This window comes from Lebetimonas sp. JS138 (assembly GCF_000523335.1).
Taxonomy (GTDB): domain Bacteria; phylum Campylobacterota; class Campylobacteria; order Campylobacterales; family Nautiliaceae; genus Lebetimonas.
In genome coordinates, this window is sequence record NZ_ATHT01000001.1 from 1,028,537 (window position 1) to 1,045,504 (window position 16,968).

The following is a 16,968-nucleotide window of genomic DNA, read 5'->3' on the forward strand; positions in this document are numbered from 1 at the left end:
CTCTTTCTTTTTTTGTAATAAATATAGTGACAGACACTGTGAATAATGTTAAATTGTGAATGTTGAGTTCTGAATTAGAGATTTTTGAATATTTTTTTAATTTAATATTTAATTCAACATTTAACATTCAACATTTAACATTCAACATTCAACATTCATAATTCATAATTTTTATACGGGCACTTTTTTAACACTTTGTTTTATTAAAATAATAATAAAAATATATTTTGATATAATTTTTAAAAAAAGGCAGAGGATGAGAGATTATAATGAACAGATTTTAAGTTTTGGGGAAATTCAAGAACCTCATGAATGTATTACAATTGCATACGGAAGCGTAAGGGTGGAACAGGCAAGAATGTATGATGATGTATTGCCTACCGATGCTTTTAAACAGGTTATTATAATGCTTCAGGAACAGGCTAAAGAAATGGAAGCTGACGGGGTAAAAAATATTACTGTCACCATTACTCCTTCTAAAAATAAAGAGGGAATAGATGTACTTGATTATTATTCAATGGGAACTTTAATTAAACTTAAAGATTGATTCTCTCGACAACATCCGGTAAAAAAGTCCATTCGGCTTTTTTTAATTCTTTATGATATTCTTCGTAAGTTTTAAATTTATAAGGATTTATGTGATATTGTAAAATAATATCGCCGCTGTCAAGCTCTTCTGATGCAAAATGTACTGTTATACCGCATGCTTTTTTTGCCTCGAAGGACAATTTGTCTGCATTTAAGCCTTTGAAATTCGGTAAAATGCTTGGATGTAAATTTATTATTTTGCCCTTGAATTCATTGATTATAAAAGAAGGCACTATTTTCATAAATCCTGCAAGTACTATTAAATCGGGATTTAAATTTTTAAGGTGTTCCAAAATTTCATTAAAATCACTGCTTATTAAAATAGGAGGTAAATTTTTTTCTTTTAAAGCATCAGAATCGGCTCTGTTTGTAATGCCTGCAATTATTTTATAATTATTTTCTTTTTTTATTAAATTTAAAAAATTGCTTCCGCCTTTTCCAAAAAATACAACTACTCTTTTCATTTATTCTTTTTATTTTTTGGAATTTGCAGCCATACCGGTTTTGGAGAGTTGATGGAAGCTTTTTTAAATTTTTGATGATATTGTTTGATTAAGGCTTTTAATACCCTTAAAAATTCCGATTTGTTTCTTGAGCCTGTTAAAATATAAAATATTTTTCCGTTAGGTTTAGAAAAAATCAATGTAGGGGTAACACCTTTAAAATGTTTTTTTATTGTTTCGGGAATGGAATTTTGTTGAATAAAATAAAAAACAGGAATAAAATTTTTGTTTATAAAATTAGAAACTTTCTTATCTGAATATACATATTTTGAAAGATATTTTGAAGGAGGGCATTTAATACCAGCTATTTCCGTCAAAATAAGTTTATGCTTTTTTTTAGCCAATATTTTTGCCATGTCATAAGATTTAACCCAATGAATGTTTCCGTACCAGTTAAATGCGAATAAATTTATTAATAAAATAAAGGGAAATAAAAACTTTTTCATATTTATCCTTAAATCAGTGTCAAACACTTATAATTTAGATTAAAAATATTATTATTTAATTATGCATTTTACATTTTCAATTATACATTTGATTAAATGGTGCCCAGGGACGGAATCGAACCGCCGACACAGGGATTTTCAGTCCCTTGCTCTACCGACTGAGCTACCTGGGCAAATTTTATAATTTTAAATGTTAAATTATAAATAATAAATGAAATTATATGTAATTAAATTTAATTTTATCTTAAATTTAGCATTTATAATTCAAAATTCATAATTATTTTTTTAAAAATATTTCCCCTGTCTTTATAACTTTTAAACTGGTCGAAACTTGCACAGGCAGGACTAAGCAGGGCGAGTGAATCTTCATTATGTTTTTTATCAATTAAATTAACAGCGTTTTGCAGTGTTTTTGTATCATTAAAAGGTATTTGATGTTTTTTTGCTAAATTAATAAATAAATCTCTTTTTTCCCCTATTATAAAAAGTTCAATATCAAGTTTTTGCATATATTTAAATAGTTCTTCGAAATTTTGACCTTTATCATCTCCGCCTATAATTAAATAAATTTTTTTATTTTTGTATCTTTTGAGTGCATTTAATGTTGCATCTATATTTGTGGCTTTTGAATCATCAACCCAGATTCTTCCATATTTATCTTTTATTTCTTCTAATTTATGCGGGTCTATTTTAAAATTTTTTAAACTTTTTTCTTTAAAATACAAAATATAATAAACAGCTTTTGCCAGTATTTCATCAAGTAAAAACGGAGATTTAAATTCAAATTCTTTAAATCCGAAATAATGTAGTAAATCCTCTTCATTTTCATAAAGGATTTTAAAGGCTTTTGTCGGTGAATTAAGTATTTTTGGCATTATTACCACGTCTCTTTCACTCATTCTTTTAAGAGGCGAAAGTTTTGCTTTTACATAATTTTCAAAACTTCCATGCCAGGAAATATGGTCTTCTTTTATAGGTAAAATTATAAAAATATTCGGTTTCGCAAATTTTGTATAATGGAGCTGAAAACTGCTGGCTTCTATCACCCAAAATTGTTTGTTTTTATCCATATCAGCAAGTGGAATACCGATATTTCCACCAATATCAGAATTTTGTAATAGATAATGTATCATCTCGGTAGTTGTTGTTTTTCCGTTTGTACCTGTTACCCATATCTGAAAAGGAGCTTCATTAAAATAATCAAATTCGCTGATTAAATTTTTGGCTTTTTTTATTAACGAATTATAAGGGGGAATACCGGGAGACGTTATTTCAAGATGGCTTTTTTCCGCTTTAAAAAGAAAAGGGGGCAAAAGAATATTGCCGTATTTATCAAACTCTATTTTTTTAAATCTGTCGTCATATATTTCCCAGCCCCCGCTTTTTGCAATGGATTTTGTGGTTAATCCGTATCCAAACAGAGATTTCATTTATTAAGATATCCTTTTAGCAGATTATCCAAATCAGTATTAAGTTTTATATTTAATTTTTTCTTTAAATGCCGTAAGGCTTGAAGTTTGATCAACCAAAATTCCTTTTACACTGCTTGCTATATATATTTTTCCGTCTGCATATTTTTTGAGCTTATCAATTGAAATATTTCTGTCTTTTGCCACTGTGTCAAGAAAATTATTGTAAGTAGGAAGCAGAAGATGTTTAAGCAGATACTCTTTTTGCTCAGGTGTTGCTTTTTTAAACCAGCTTATCGGTTCTTTGTATTTTCCGACTGTAATGGTGTCTTCTTCTATACCGAGTTTTTTGGCAAGTTTTGCTATTACGTAATGCGGCATAATAACGCCTATACTTCCAACAATTGCGTTTTTGTTTGCAACAATCGGTTTAACTGCGCTTATAATATAATATCCCCCGCTTGCCGCCATACTTTCGACATATGCGTAAACTTTGAGATATGCATTAAATTCATCGCTTCCGCTCGGACTTCCGCCGGGAGTATTAAATATAAATAAAAAGGCTTTTAAGTTTTTGTCTTTTTTAAGTCTGTTTATTTTGTCCATCAAAGAATTTATATATTTTATTGTTATGGTTTTATTTATATTAATTTCTGCCACATACGGTTTTGTAACAGGTTTATTAAACGAAAAACTTTTTTTAAAAAATAAAAACAAAATAAAAACTTCCGCAAGTAATATTAAAATAACTCCTATTAAAACAATTTTTTCTTTTAATGCTTTTAATTTATAAATTTTAAGCTCGGCTTTCAACTTTTCTTCCATATTTTTCCTTTACTTGTAATTTGGCCATTCACCACTCACTACTCACTATTTTTCACCTTATCTTTATTGAAAGTATAGCAATAATATTTGTGATAAGTGCAATTATCCAAAAGCGTATGGTGATTTTATTTTCCATCCACCCTGATTTTTCAAAATGATGATGAATGGGGGCCATTTTAAAAATTCTTTTTTTTCTTGTTTTATAGCTTCCGACCTGCAAAATTACCGATACTGTTTCCATTATAAAAACAAATCCTATAAAAATAAGAAGTATTTCGTTTTTTGTAAAAATACTCAATATTCCTATAATGGCTCCAAGGCTTAAACTGCCGCTGTCACCCATAAAAACTTCTGCAGGATTTGCATTGTACCACAAAAATCCAAGAAGCGAGCCTATTAAACCAAATGCTATTATGCTGAGTTCTCCCACACCTTTTTCAAAAGGATAAAAAAGATAATGAGAATAAATCGCATTTCCTAAAATATACGCAAAAATAGCGAGTGTAAGCAGGGCAAATATGCTCGGTATGGTGGCAAGTCCGTCAAGTCCGTCTGTAAGGTTTACCGCATTACTCATTCCCACAATTACAAATGCCCAAAAAATTATAGAAAAAATTCCCATATCAAAAAGAGGATGTTTATAAAAAGGAATATAAAGTTTTGTGTCAAATCCGTTTTTATATAATAAAAAGGCAACTATAAACCCGCCTATCCATTGAAAAATAAATTTTTGTTTCGGTGTGAGGCCTGCGTGATTGGATGAAGCTTTTATTTTGCCCCAGTCGTCTATTATTCCTATAATCATAAAAAAAACGGCCGTAAAAATTGTAATCAAAACAAAATTATTGAGTTTGGCGCTTAAAAGAACGGCTGTTAAGGATGAAATCATAAAAACAACCCCTCCCATTGTAGGGGTTGATGATTTGCTTTTATGGGTTTGGGGGGCGAGTTCGTAAATAGGCTGGGTCGCTTTGTTTTTTGCCCATTTTATAAACATTGGATATGTTAATATTGCCAGAAAAAAAGCTGTAAAAAAAGCAAATATTGCCCTGAATGAAAGATAATGAAAAAGGTGTATATGAAAATGCTCATATAAAAAATATAGCATAAAATCCCTTTTTTAGGTAAAATTGTATCAAAAAAAGGGTTAAAATGACTTTTAGCGGTAAAAATGTATTAATAACCGGAGCCAGCAGGGGAATTGGTGCTGAAATTGCAAGAGTTTTAGCCAAAAAGGGCTTGAAAGTCTGGATAAATTACAAAAGCTCTGCAAACTTAGCCGATAAGTTAAAAGAAGAAATTGAATCCGACGGAGGAATCGCAGGAGTGATAGGGTTTGATGTAAGTGATGAGAAAGCCTTTATTGAAGGTATAAAAACTATAATTGAGAGTGACGGCGAACTCAGTTATTTAGTAAACAATGCGGGAATTACAAACGACAAGCTTGCAATGAGAATGAGTGTTGATGATTTTAAAAAAGTAATTGATGCCAATTTGGTTTCCACCTTTATAGGATGCAGGGAAGCACTTAAAGTAATGGGTAAAAAAAGATTCGGGGCTGTTGTAAATGTTGCAAGCGTTGTTGCCGAGTCTGGTAATGCGGGCCAGGTCAATTATGTTGCAAGCAAGGGCGGAATTATTTCCATGACCAAGACATTTGCGCTTGAAGGGGCAGCCAGAAGCATAAGATTTAATTCTGTTACGCCCGGATTTATAAAAACCGATATGACAGAAAAACTTCCAGGGAAGGTAAAAGAAGAAATTTTAAATAAAATCCCTCTAAAAAGAATGGCCAAGCCCGCTGAGGTGGCAAATGCGGTTGCATTTTTACTTAGTGACGGGGCAAGTTATATAACAGGGGAAACCCTTAAAGTAAACGGCGGAATGTATATGTAATAAGTGGTGAGCTTGCCCGGCCGCTTGCAAAGCGGCGGGGTGGTGAGTTAATAATTATGAATGTTGAATTATGAATTATGAGTTTTGAATGATGAATTTTGAATGTTGATTTTGAAGTTGTGAATTGAAAAAAAATTAAAGGAGCGATATGAAATTCATAGGAACCCGTGGGACAGATAAAGAAAAAACATTCAGCGAAGTTATCTTGGACCCTGCCGCACCGAACGGAGGGTTGTATGTTCCTAAAAAACTGCCTAAAATTAATGAAAAATGGCTTTTAAAATATTATGATGTGCAAGGAGACAAACCTTATACACATATAGCAAGAGGAATTTTAAAACAATTTAAAGTTGATATTGATAATAAATTAATAGAAAAAGCACTGTTTACATATTTAAGAAATTTTGACGATGAAGAAGTCGTGCCTGTGGTAAGAATAAACGAGGATCTTTTTATAGGTGAGCTGTGGCACGGTCCTACCCGTGCATTTAAGGATATGGCGCTTCAGCCATTTGGAGTGATATTCTCAAATCTTGCCAAAAAAAGAGAAGAAAATTATTTAATTTTAGCTGCAACAAGCGGAGATACCGGGCCTGCGACCCTTAAAACATTTGAAAACAGAGAAAATATAAAAGTGGTATGCCTTTATCCTTATAAAGGGACAAGCGAAGTTCAAAAACTTCAAATGGTAACAACTGATGCTGAAAATGAAAAAGTCCTTGGAATCATGGGTAATTTTGACGATGCACAAACGGCACTTAAAAATTTATTAAAAGACAAAGAATTTAGAAAAACTTTAAAAGCAAACGATATTAAACTTTCAGCTGCAAACAGTGTAAATTTCGGAAGAATTATTTTTCAGACAGTTTATCATTTCTGGGCGTATCTGAAACTCGTTGAAAGAATGGAAATAGAAATGAATGATAAAATAGATGTTATTATTCCAAGCGGAAATTTCGGAAACGCACTCGGGGCATATTATGCTAAAAAAATGGGCTTGCCTATTGAAAAAATTGTAATTGCAAGCAATAAAAACAATGTTTTATATGAATTTGTCACATACGGAAAATATGATTTGAGAGATAAAAATTTAATTAAAACAATATCACCTGCCATGGATATTTTAAAATCATCAAATGTCGAAAGACTTTTATTCGACAAATTTGGAGAAAAAAGATGTATAGAATTGATGGAAAATCTTGAAAAAGAAGGGTATTTTGAATTAACTCCTAAAGAACACGAAAAAATAAAAGAAGATTTTTTGGCTGATTTTGCAACTGATGGAGAATGCGAAGAAATTATTAACAAATATACAAAAAACAATTATTTAATGGACCCACACACCGCTACAGCCGTTAAGGCTTATGAATATTTAAAAAACAAAAGTTTGATTAATAATAAAGTTGTAGCTTATTCCACAGCCGAATGGACAAAATTCGCTCCAAGCATATATAAAGCCCTGACAGGCGAGGATGTTGAAAGGGAAATAGCCGAGTTGGAAGAGAGAACAATTTCCGATAAAGATGCAATTGCATATATTGAAGCCAGCTTAGATGTAACAGCCCCTGAAATAATCAGAGAGCTTTTTGAAAAAGATATTAAAGAAACTGTAATCGATAAAAAAGAAATTAAAGAAAAAATTATAGAATTTATTGCTGAATGAAAACTGTTTTAGGAATATATCTATTTATTTTACTGGGGTTTTTGTCTAAAAAAAGTTTTAAAGAAATTGAGGTAAAAACCCTGGTTATTCTTTCGACCTATTTTCTCCAGCCTTTTCTTACCCTTTGGGGCATAATGCTTATTCCTTTAAATAAAGAGCTTGTTTTGGCACCGTTGATTTATCTGATGGCTGTTTTTACGGCACTGATTTTTACATATTTTTTTTCAAGAGGGCTTGAAAGAAAAGAAAAAATAATAGCAACTCTAACTCCTTTAATCGGAAATACCGGAAATTTAGGGATTCCTCTTAGTTATGCACTTTTTGGAGAAATCGGTGCAAGTGTTGCGACTTTGATTAATCTTGCAAATATATTTTTTATTTATACCTTTGGTATATTTTTTTATGCAAGCTCAAAATTTGATTTTAAAAACGCTTTCAAAAAAATTATAAAAATTCCTGTTATATGGATAGGGATTTTGGCAATATCGCTTAACCTTTTTGATATCAAATTTGATAAAGAAACAATGAAAATACTTCAAATGGGCGCTTTTGCCTCCATAGTTACCCAATTACTGATTTTTGGCATTTATATAGCTGAAATAAAAATAAAAGAGGTCAGTTTTAAACTGGCTTTTTTAACAAGTTTTAATAAATTTGTGGTTTTCCCTTTTGTCGCTTTTTTGATTTTAAAAATTTTTGGATTTAACGAAATTTTTTTTAAAACAATTTTATTGGAAGTAATGACACCTTTGGCAATTACAAATGTAAATTTGGCAAGTCTTTTTGATTTATATCCGAGAAAAGTTGCATTTTTAATTCTTTTAACTACTTTTTTATTTTTGATTGTATCTTTTTTATTTATTTAATTCCTCGTAATGTAAGACTCAAAAGTCCAAAATATTCATGAATTGCTTTATAACTTTTATGAAAATTTCCTTCTTTTGGAAAAATGTCCCATATTGTATAATAAGGTTTGTAATAAAATCCCACAGGTTTTGGAATGATTTTAAATCCGAAATGTTTAAAAAGTTTTATAGCCCTTTTCATATGAAATGCACTTGTTACTAAAAATATCTCTTTTTTTAGATGTAATTTTTTAAAAACTTTTGAAGTAAATTTTGCATTTTCATAGGTATCAAGTGAATTTCTTTCATAAAAATCTTTAATTTTACAATTACATATTTTTTTAAATTTTCCAACATCTTTTTTTATGAAATCGGCTTCTTTTATTTTAATCCCGCCTCCTGTATAAACAAACGGAAGATTATATTTTTTGGCTAAAAGTAAGCCGTAAATTTCCCTTTTAAATGCATCGGGATATGCTTTTAATATATCGTTTGGATTTACTCCTCCACCAAGTACAACAACGGCTTTTGGTTTGATATAATCTTTATTATAATTATGTTCAAGCGGATAAAGAAGTAAATTTGCAGCAAATTTATTTGATAGTAAGTAAAGAGTTAAAGCAGATATATAAAAAAGCCATTTTAATTTTTTAGCAAAAATACCGGCAAATATCAGTATAATTATAAAAATTCCTGGCGGCAGGAAAAGATAAGTAAACAGCTTTGAAATTATAAACATAAAGGAGCCTTTTTTGAATGTAATTATAACAGGTGCGAGCAGGGGAATAGGCAGGAAACTTGCCAGATATTACGCAAAAAAGAATAAAGTTTTTGCCATTGCAAGAGATGAAATTAAGTTAAATGAACTAAAAAAAGAAAATGAAAATATAATTCCTATAGTCTGTGATTTAAGCAATATTAATGAAGTTAGAAAACTTAGATTTGATGAAATTGATTTAGTTATTTGCAATGCCGGAATTTCACTTCCACATGCTCCAGATTTTACTCCGTATGAAGAGTTTGAAAAACTTTTTCAAATAAATTTTTTAAGCATTCACGCACTTTTAGAAAACATAGTGCCAGATATGCAAAAAAGAAAAAGAGGGAAAATTGTATTTATTTCTTCTCTTGCATCAATTATTGCATCTCCAACCTCTCTTCCTTATTCGGCATCAAAAAGGGCTCTTAATTCATATGCCCAGAGTCTTAGAAATATGTTAGCAAAATATAATATAAAAGTTATAAATATAATGCCTGGATTCATTAAAACCGATTTAACTGCAAAAAACGATTTTTATATGCCATTTTTAATGGATTTAAACGAAGGTGCTAAAAGAATTATTGATGCAATTGAAAAAGAAAAAAAAGAGTATGCCTTTCCAAAAAGATTTTATTATATTTTGAAAATGTTTAATCTGCTCCCTTTAAATATTCAGGATAAAATTTTGCAAAAATTTGCAAATTAACTTGCATTAAAAAAATTTTTTATGTATAATTTCAATCCACAAATATTCCGGCGTAGCTCAGTCGGTAGAGCAGACGGCTGTTAACCGTCGGGTCAGAGGTTCGAGTCCTCTCGCCGGAGCCACAAAATCAATGTAAAATGTAAAATTTTATTTTAAGGTGTCTGGCACTAATAAAGAATCATGGATAATTGATGTTAAATTTTGAATTAATATAATTATTGAATTATTTATATTTATAATTTTATACGCTCTTAATAATTGATTTTGTGTTTCTCTTGCAAAAATCTTTAAAATAAGATATATTAAATCCAAAAAAGGCTTTTAATGAAATCTGTTTGCACATATTGCGGTGTAGGATGTGAAATAGATGCCAAAATTCAGGATAATAAAATAGTAAAAATAAATCCTGTTAAAGACGGAATTTCAAGTGGTGGTGAACTTTGTATAAAAGGAAAATACGGATTTGAATTTTTAAACAACAGAATTAATAAACATCTGATAAGTTATAAATTTATTGAAAATAACGCTGATAATATGCCGCTTGAGCTTCAGGTCAGGCTTGCTAATTTGAAAGAATTTGATGAGAATTTTTATGAAGCTCCTTTGTCTTTGGCTGTTGACATAACCGCATGGAAATTAAAAGAGATTATAAAAAATTTTTCTTCCCATTCTGTCGCCTGTATAGGTGGGGCCAGAACAAGCGTTGAAAGTGCCTGGATGTTTCAAAAGTTTGCAAGGGAAGTTATAAAAACTCCTCATATCGATAACTGTGCAAGGGTTTGCCACGCTCCAAGCCTCAGCGGACTTAAAATGAGTATAGGGGAGGGGGCGAGCAGTGTGGATTATGATGCAATTTTTGACGCCGAGGTTATTTTTATAATCGGCTCTAACACAACGGTTGCACACCCGATGGTTGCAAGCAGGATAATAAAAGCCAAAAAAAGAGGCGCTAAAATAATAGTTGTTGATGTTAGGGAAATTCCTATTATGAAATTTGCCGATGTTAAAGTTATTTTGCCGCTTGAAAGTAATCTTTTATTTTTAAATGCAATCGCAAAAGAACTGATTGAAAACAATTTAACTGATATTGATTTTATAAAAAAAAGATGTGTTAAATTCGAAGGATATAAAGAGCTTTTATTTCATGATAAATATGATAAACATTTTTTCAAAAAATTAAAAGGGTTTGAGCAGGTAAAAGAGCAAATCGAAGAAATTGCGAAACTGATAACCAAAAAAACAATTTTTACATGGGGACTCGGGGTAACGGAGCATATTGACGGGACTGAGGCGGTTAACGCCATAAGCAACTTGGCTATGCTTACTGGTAATATTGGAAAAAAAGGTGCAGGGGTATTGCCTCTCAGGGGTCAGAATAACGTGCAGGGTGCCTGCGATGTGGGGTGTTTGCCTTATTACGGGCCTGATTATGCAATACCTGAAAAAATAGGGGAGATGACTCCGGATATAATAGAAGAGATGTTAAAAGGTAAAATAAAAGCCATAATAAATATGGGGGAAGATATTTTGCATATTCATCCCAATCAGAATAAAATAAATAAAGCTTTTGAAAATTTGGACTTTTTGGCAGTTTTGGAAGTTATGGCGAGTGTTATAACAAAAAAGGCCGATATTGTATTCGGTGTAAAAAGTGCATATGAAAAAGTGGGTGTTTATATAAATGCGGAAAGAAGGCTTCACCTTTCAAATCCTTTAATTAAATCAGATATGCCTGATGACTGGGAAGTATTGCAGGCAATATCTGAAAAATTAGGAAAGCGTTTTAATTTTAATTCAAGCGAAGAGGTTTTTAATGAAGTAAAAAAAGAAGTCAAAAGATTTGAGGGAGCCACATATGAAAGATTAGAAAAAAAACCTCTCCAATGGCCAGTAACAAAAGACGGAAAAGATTCACCCATTTTGCATACAAAAACTTTTTCCACGCCTGATGGGAAAGGCCATTTTCATTATCACAAATACCATTTAAGAGGTGAAGTAAAAGATATACTTGAAAATAAAAAAAGATGGTGGTTAAATACAGGAAGGGCTCTTGCGCAGTATAATAACGCCGCACAAACCAGATATTCGGAAAAATTAACTAAAAAATATGATGATGATGTTTTATTGGTAAATCCTGTTCATAAAAACGAAATAAGCAATACTGTTAAATTAAAATCACATTACGGAGAGAGCGGGCATTTGAAAGTAAAATTTACAAATTCCCTCAGACCCTATACTCTTTTTACAACTTTTCATTTTGCAAAAAATAAAATAAATTATCTTTTTGGAGACGAACATGACCATAAAGTAAAAACCCCAAATTTTAAAGCTGTGGAGGTGGAAATAATAAATGTTGATTAATATGAATGATTATCTGAAAACTGATTTTGATATGATTATAGATACCAGAAGCCCCAGAGAATTTGAAGAATCCCATATTCCGGGAAGTATAAATTTATATGTATTAAATAATGAAGAACATCACGAAATAGGGTATTTATATAAACAGGTTTCCAAAAAAGCCGCCAATAAAAAGGGTGTTATATATATTTTAAAAAACATTGCTTCGCATCTTGAAAATAATGAATTTGAAAATAAAAAAATTCTGATTTACTGTGCAAGGGGAGGAAAACGCTCCGAATCTTTTTATGTGATTTTAAGACAGCTCGGATTTGATGTTTACAAATTAAACAGAGGCTATAAGGCATATAGAAAATATGTCAGCGGATATTTACAAAATATTCCGAATAATTTTTTGGTGCTCAGGGGGCCGAGTGGGTGCGGTAAAAGTGAATTATTACAAAATTTAAACCCGAGTCTTGATTTAGAAGGTTTGGCCAATCATTACGGAAGTTCTTTCGGTTCAAAAGGAAAACAGCCTTCTCTTAAGAAAAGTGGATAAAAATGACTCTATTTTTGTAGAGGCCGAAAGTTCCAGGCTCGGAAATTTACTGCTTCCCGGGAATTTAACAAAAAAAATAAAAACTTTCCCACAAATAGAAATAAACGCACCTTTGGAAGACAGAATTAAAAGAATTTTGAAATATTACGGAGATATCGATAAAAATGCTTTTAGCGAAAATTTAAATAAAATTAAAAAATATATATCAAATGAAAGTTATAACGAAATATTCAGCAGTTTTGAAAAAGGCAATCTGGAAAAAGTGGCAAAAATATTGCTTGTGGATTATTATGACAAAGTTTATAAAAAAAAAGAATCAGATTGTTTTATTTTAAATACGGATATTGAAACAACACTGAAAAAATTAAAAGAAATAAAAGAAAAATTTGTTAAAATTTTTTAAAAAGGAGATTTATGAAAATAGAAGATTTAGGACTTTTAAAACAGCTTGGATATTCTGAGAATAATATTAAAGAATTGGAAAAAATAAAACAAAATACTCCAAATTTTAAGAAAATTAAAAATCATTTGGTTTCTTTAAATGATAAATTAAAATATTTAAACGGTTTTATTGCTTTTTCAAATTCTGTGCCGCATTTAAAAATCAAAATTGAAAATAGCGGGGAATTATTAAATGAAGCAAAAGAGATTATTGAAAAATGGGCTAAAAAATATAATGTAATTTTAGAAGAAGTAAAAGAAAATGTTTTTTATATAAAAGGTATTAATTGAACATATTGTTTTTATTGCTAAACTGATTTACAAAAGGTATGATTTTTAAAATTGTATCTTTTGTAATTATTTCATTCCCTTTTTGAATAATTGCAACCGAATTGGATTTAAGGAGGGGTTTTAGCATTCCTGAACCGTATTTATAACTGTTATATACTTCCCATTCTCCGTTTTCATAAAATCCGAGTGCCGTATGGTCTTTTTTTGAATTAACTTTAAAATCGTTTTTGTTTTTTGCAAAATAAGTCTCATGATAATATTTGTCTGCACCGCTCATTTTTCTTAAAACTGGTATTCCTATGCAAAACATATTTAAAAAACTGCTTAAAGGATTTCCGGGCATTGCAAAAATAAATTTTTTACCTATTTTTCCTATCATGGTAGGACGTCCGGGTTTTACCATTATTCCGTGAAAAAATTCTTTTAATCCCAAGGTTTTAAAAACATTAAACATAAAATCTTTTTCCCCGAAACTTATTCCGCCGCTTGTTATGATTACATCATAAAAATTTAGTATATTTTTTATTTCTTTTAATGTTTCTTCGTAAGTATCTGCTACAATTCCGATAATATCGGCATTAAAACTGTATTTTTTTAAGAGTGAATAAATTGAGTAAGAATTGATGTTATATATTTCATCTTCATCGGCTTTTTCATAAGGCTCTTTCAGTTCATTTCCGCTTGAAAGTATGGCAATAGAAGGTTTTTTATATACTTTTATATTTGTAATTCCCTGGCTTGCAAGCAGTGCGATTGTCTCAGGTGTTATTTCTTCGCCTTTTTTTATTAAAATTTCCCATTTTTGGATATCTTCGCCTTTTTTTCTTACATTGGCGCCTTTTTTTATTTCTGGAATTTCAATATATTCACCTGTAACTTTTAAGCAGTTTTCAATCGGAATTACAGTGTCTATACCTTTTGGGATTTTTGCCCCTGTCATAATTTTAACGCATTCATTGTTTTTTATATCAAAATCATCAAATTTATCTCCGGCATAAATAGTTTTTATAATTTTAAATTTTTTTTTGTCTGAATGCTTAAATCCAAACCCATCCATGGCGGAGTTGTCAAATGAAGGGTTGTTTTTAGCGGCTTTTACATCTTCGGCTAAAAAATAACCTAATGCTTCATTTATAAAAACATTTTTGGAAGTTGATAAAAAACTTTCTTTTAAAGAAACTTCCAAAGCCTCTTTATAGGGAATATTATTTAACATTATTTTTTCTTGGATTTTTTTACAGGGGTTACCAGTAAATTTATATAATTTCCTTCAAGTTTAGGCTCGTTTTGTTTTTCAGCCACATCTTTTATCATTTCCCAAACCCTGTTTATAACTTCAAAACCTTTCTCAGGTGTTGCAAGTTCTCTTCCTCTTAAAAAAACTCTTAGTTTTACATGTTTTCCTTTTTCAAGAAAATCTTTTATATGTTTAACTTTATAATTTATATCGTTGTCTTGAATTTTACTTGTAAATTTTACTTCTTTGACTTCAATTTTAACCTGTTTTTTCTTTGCTTCTTTTTTCTTTCTTTCCTGTTCGTATCTGTATTTTCCGTAATCCATGGCTTTAGCAACTGGAGGGTTGGCATTTGGGGCTACGCATACCAAATCAAGACCTTTATTATATGCTGTTTCAAGCGCTTTGGCTGAATCTACTATTTTAGGCTCACCTTGGGTGTCTACAAATCTTACTCTGTCTGTAAAATCAACTACTTCTTCGTTCAATAAAACCTTGTCTTTACTCATAATTTAACCTCGCATAATTTTTTGATCATTTCTACAAATTCTCCTTTGCTTAATTTATATTGTTCTCTTTTTTTTCTGTCTCTTATGGCAACCAAATCATTTTCCACCTCTTCATCACCTATAATTACTACATATCCGACTTTTTGTTTTTCAGCATTTCTTATTCTTTTATTGAGTGAATCACTGCTGTCATAAATTTCGGTAATAATATCGTCATTAAGAAGTTCTTTTTGAATTTCTTTTGCATAATTTACATGATTTTCATTAATTGGAACAAAAATCGCTTTAACAGGGGCTATAAAAGTAGGATATTCGCCTGCATAATGTTCTGTAAGGATTGCTATAAATCTTTCAAAACTTCCTATAATCGCCCTGTGAATCATTACCGGGCGTTTTTTGGTGTTGTTTTCATCAATATAATTTATGTCAAATCTTTCAGGCAGGTTAAAATCTACCTGAATTGTTCCGCATTGCCATTTTCTCCCTATTGCATCAGTAATTTTTATGTCTATTTTCGGACCGTAAAATGCCCCACCGCCTTCGTCTATTCCATAATTTCTGTTAAGTCTGTTTAATGCACCTTTGAGGGCATTGGTTGCTTTTTCCCAGATTTCATCGCTTCCTATTGATTTTTCAGGTCTTGTAGAAATTTCCATTTCATATTCAAAGCCGAATCTTTGCATTATGGCATCTACAAATTCGAGTACTTTTATTACTTCATCTTCTATCTGGTCGTCCCTGCAGAATATATGTGCGTCATCCTGGGTAAATTCCCTAACTCTTAAAAGTCCGTGTAAAACGCCTGATTTTTCGTGTCTGTGGACTGTTCCGAATTCAAAAAATCTAAGAGGCAGTTCTTTATAACTTCTTACTTTATGCCCGAAAATTTTGACATGACTTAAGCAGTTCATAGGTTTAATACCGTATTCTTCCGCCGGTTTGTTGGGGTCGTCGTTTTCAATTTCTGTAAAATACATATTTTCCTTGTAGTTGTAATAATGCCCTGAAATTTTCCACATATGGCTTCTTAGAAGTTCGGGACCTTTTACGGGCAGGTAATTTCTTCTTATATGTGCGGAATATAACAGTTTTTCAAGATTTCCCCTTAGAAGTGTACCTTTTGGCAGCCAAATAGGCATACCCGCCCCGATTTCTTCATCAAACATCCAAAGTTCAAGCTCAGTTCCGAGTTTTCTGTGGTCTCTTTTTTTTGCCTCTTCAAGCATTTTAAGATACTCTTGCAATGCTTCTTTTGTTGCAAAAGCGGTTCCGTAAATTCTTGTCAGCATCTCGTTTTTACTGTCTCCTCCTAAATAGGCACCTGCAACTTTTTGAAGTTTTACGTTTTGAAGGTATTTGGTGTTTGGCACGTGGGGTCCGCGGCACAGATCTTCAAAATCCCCCTGTTTATAAATAGAAACCTTGTCTTCGTTGATCATATCCAGAACCGCCTGTTTCAGTTCATCATCTTTAAATTTTTTTCTTGCCTCATCCATTGAAATATAATATTTTTCAATAGGAATTTTTTTCTTAGCAAGGGCTTTCATTTTCTTTTCAATATTTTTTAAATCTTTATCGGTAATGCTTTCTTCTGTTTTTAAATCATAATAAAATCCGTTTTCTATGCTAGGCCCCACATAAAATTTAGCATCGGGATAAAGCTCTTTTATAGCCTGAGCCATTAAGTGGGCAGCTGAGTGTCTTATAAGTTCGAGTGATTCAGAAGAGTTATCAAAAAATATTGGTTCTAAATTTTCAATACCCATTTCCTGAGCTGTTTGAATATCAATAATTTTATCATTATATTTATAACCGATTATATCGTTATGCATTTTTGTCCTTTGAAGTATTTTGAAGGTTTAATAGTAGAAATAATAATCAAATGTAAAATCCTACTTTATTAATTTTCCATTTTACATTTTTGATTTTCAATTAAATTAACCCCTT

Annotated in this window: 18 protein-coding genes and 2 tRNA genes; 10 read left to right on the forward strand and 10 right to left on the reverse strand. The window is 30.9% G+C overall.

Annotated features, from left to right (window positions below):
* The first annotated feature begins 256 nt into the window (after positions 1-256).
* Complete coding sequence (locus tag DZ67_RS0105945; protein ID WP_024787750.1) at positions 257-547, forward strand: hypothetical protein; 291 nt, start codon at positions 257-259, stop codon at positions 545-547.
* Here DZ67_RS0105945 and purN read toward each other — a convergent pair.
* From purN to mraY, 6 genes are all read right to left on the reverse strand, one after another.
* Complete coding sequence (purN, locus tag DZ67_RS0105950; protein WP_024791900.1) at positions 537-1,052, reverse strand: phosphoribosylglycinamide formyltransferase; 516 nt, start codon at positions 1,050-1,052, stop codon at positions 537-539. The two genes, DZ67_RS0105945 and purN, sit on opposite strands and share 11 nt — an antisense overlap.
* Positions 1,049-1,537, reverse strand: coding sequence for a thioredoxin family protein (locus DZ67_RS0105955; protein ID WP_024787751.1), 489 nt, complete (start codon positions 1,535-1,537; stop codon positions 1,049-1,051). Before DZ67_RS0105955 ends, purN begins: the two co-directional genes overlap by 4 nt.
* Before the next feature lie 97 nt (positions 1,538-1,634).
* Positions 1,635-1,710 (reverse strand) — tRNA-Phe (locus tag DZ67_RS0105960).
* An 84-nt stretch (positions 1,711-1,794) separates the two neighbouring features.
* Positions 1,795-2,967 (reverse strand): UDP-N-acetylmuramoyl-L-alanine--D-glutamate ligase, encoded by a 1,173-nt coding sequence (murD, locus tag DZ67_RS0105965; protein WP_024787752.1) that lies wholly within the window; start codon positions 2,965-2,967, stop codon positions 1,795-1,797.
* Between the two features lie 39 nt (positions 2,968-3,006).
* Positions 3,007-3,771, reverse strand: a complete 765-nt coding sequence (gene sppA, locus DZ67_RS0105970; RefSeq protein WP_024791901.1) for a signal peptide peptidase SppA — start codon at positions 3,769-3,771, stop codon at positions 3,007-3,009.
* A 52-nt stretch (positions 3,772-3,823) separates the two neighbouring features.
* A complete protein-coding gene (gene mraY / locus DZ67_RS0105975) occupies positions 3,824-4,879 on the reverse strand; it encodes a phospho-N-acetylmuramoyl-pentapeptide-transferase (protein WP_024787754.1) in 1,056 nt (351 codons plus the stop codon).
* Between the two features lie 44 nt (positions 4,880-4,923).
* Between mraY and fabG the strand changes: the two genes are divergently transcribed.
* The 3 genes from fabG (at position 4,924) to DZ67_RS0105990 (ending at position 8,196) form a co-directional block, all read left to right on the forward strand.
* Positions 4,924-5,667 (forward strand): 3-oxoacyl-ACP reductase FabG, encoded by a 744-nt coding sequence (gene fabG, locus DZ67_RS0105980; RefSeq protein WP_024787755.1) that lies wholly within the window; start codon positions 4,924-4,926, stop codon positions 5,665-5,667.
* Between the two features lie 148 nt (positions 5,668-5,815).
* Positions 5,816-7,330: a threonine synthase gene (thrC, locus tag DZ67_RS0105985; RefSeq protein WP_024787756.1), complete on the forward strand. Its 1,515-nt coding sequence runs from the start codon at positions 5,816-5,818 to the stop codon at positions 7,328-7,330.
* A complete protein-coding gene (locus tag DZ67_RS0105990; protein ID WP_024787757.1) occupies positions 7,327-8,196 on the forward strand; it encodes an AEC family transporter in 870 nt (289 codons plus the stop codon). The genes thrC and DZ67_RS0105990 overlap by 4 nt, the downstream gene beginning before the upstream one ends.
* On the opposite strand, the gene DZ67_RS0105995 is transcribed toward DZ67_RS0105990, so the two are convergent.
* Positions 8,189-8,914, reverse strand: coding sequence for a YdcF family protein (locus DZ67_RS0105995; RefSeq protein ID WP_024787758.1), 726 nt, complete (start codon positions 8,912-8,914; stop codon positions 8,189-8,191). The genes DZ67_RS0105990 and DZ67_RS0105995 overlap by 8 nt on opposite strands.
* 13 nt (positions 8,915-8,927) lie before the next feature.
* Between DZ67_RS0105995 and DZ67_RS0106000 the strand changes: the two genes are divergently transcribed.
* From DZ67_RS0106000 to DZ67_RS0106025, 6 genes are all read left to right on the forward strand, one after another.
* Entirely contained in the window at positions 8,928-9,641 is a 714-nt protein-coding gene (locus DZ67_RS0106000; RefSeq protein WP_024787759.1) for an SDR family NAD(P)-dependent oxidoreductase, read from the forward strand.
* Positions 9,642-9,687: 46 nt separating this feature from the next.
* Positions 9,688-9,763, forward strand: a tRNA-Asn gene (locus DZ67_RS0106005).
* A gap of 202 nt (positions 9,764-9,965) precedes the next feature.
* Positions 9,966-12,002 carry a molybdopterin oxidoreductase family protein gene (locus tag DZ67_RS0106015; protein WP_035907181.1) on the forward strand — a complete coding sequence of 679 codons (2,037 nt, stop codon included), beginning with the start codon at positions 9,966-9,968 and terminating at the stop codon, positions 12,000-12,002.
* Positions 11,992-12,543, forward strand: coding sequence for a rhodanese-like domain-containing protein (locus tag DZ67_RS10270; protein WP_051428191.1), 552 nt, complete (start codon positions 11,992-11,994; stop codon positions 12,541-12,543). Before DZ67_RS0106015 ends, DZ67_RS10270 begins: the two co-directional genes overlap by 11 nt.
* A complete protein-coding gene (locus DZ67_RS10275) occupies positions 12,536-12,946 on the forward strand; it encodes a hypothetical protein (RefSeq protein ID WP_051428193.1) in 411 nt (136 codons plus the stop codon). The genes DZ67_RS10270 and DZ67_RS10275 overlap by 8 nt, the downstream gene beginning before the upstream one ends.
* Positions 12,947-12,957: 11 nt before the next feature.
* Positions 12,958-13,275, forward strand: coding sequence for a hypothetical protein (locus tag DZ67_RS0106025; protein WP_024790899.1), 318 nt, complete (start codon positions 12,958-12,960; stop codon positions 13,273-13,275).
* Here the strand turns inward: DZ67_RS0106025 and DZ67_RS0106030 are convergent.
* Genes DZ67_RS0106030 through thrS form a run of 3 tightly spaced genes read right to left on the reverse strand, consistent with a single transcriptional unit; the run spans position 13,268 to position 16,853 of the window.
* Entirely contained in the window at positions 13,268-14,491 is a 1,224-nt protein-coding gene (locus DZ67_RS0106030) for a molybdopterin molybdotransferase MoeA (RefSeq protein WP_024787762.1), read from the reverse strand. The genes DZ67_RS0106025 and DZ67_RS0106030 overlap by 8 nt on opposite strands.
* Entirely contained in the window at positions 14,491-15,021 is a 531-nt protein-coding gene (gene infC, locus DZ67_RS0106035) for a translation initiation factor IF-3 (RefSeq protein WP_024789897.1), read from the reverse strand. Before infC ends, DZ67_RS0106030 begins: the two co-directional genes overlap by 1 nt.
* Positions 15,018-16,853, reverse strand: a complete 1,836-nt coding sequence (gene thrS / locus DZ67_RS0106040) for a threonine--tRNA ligase (RefSeq protein WP_024787764.1) — start codon at positions 16,851-16,853, stop codon at positions 15,018-15,020. The genes infC and thrS overlap by 4 nt, the downstream gene beginning before the upstream one ends.
* Positions 16,854-16,968 lie beyond the last annotated feature (115 nt).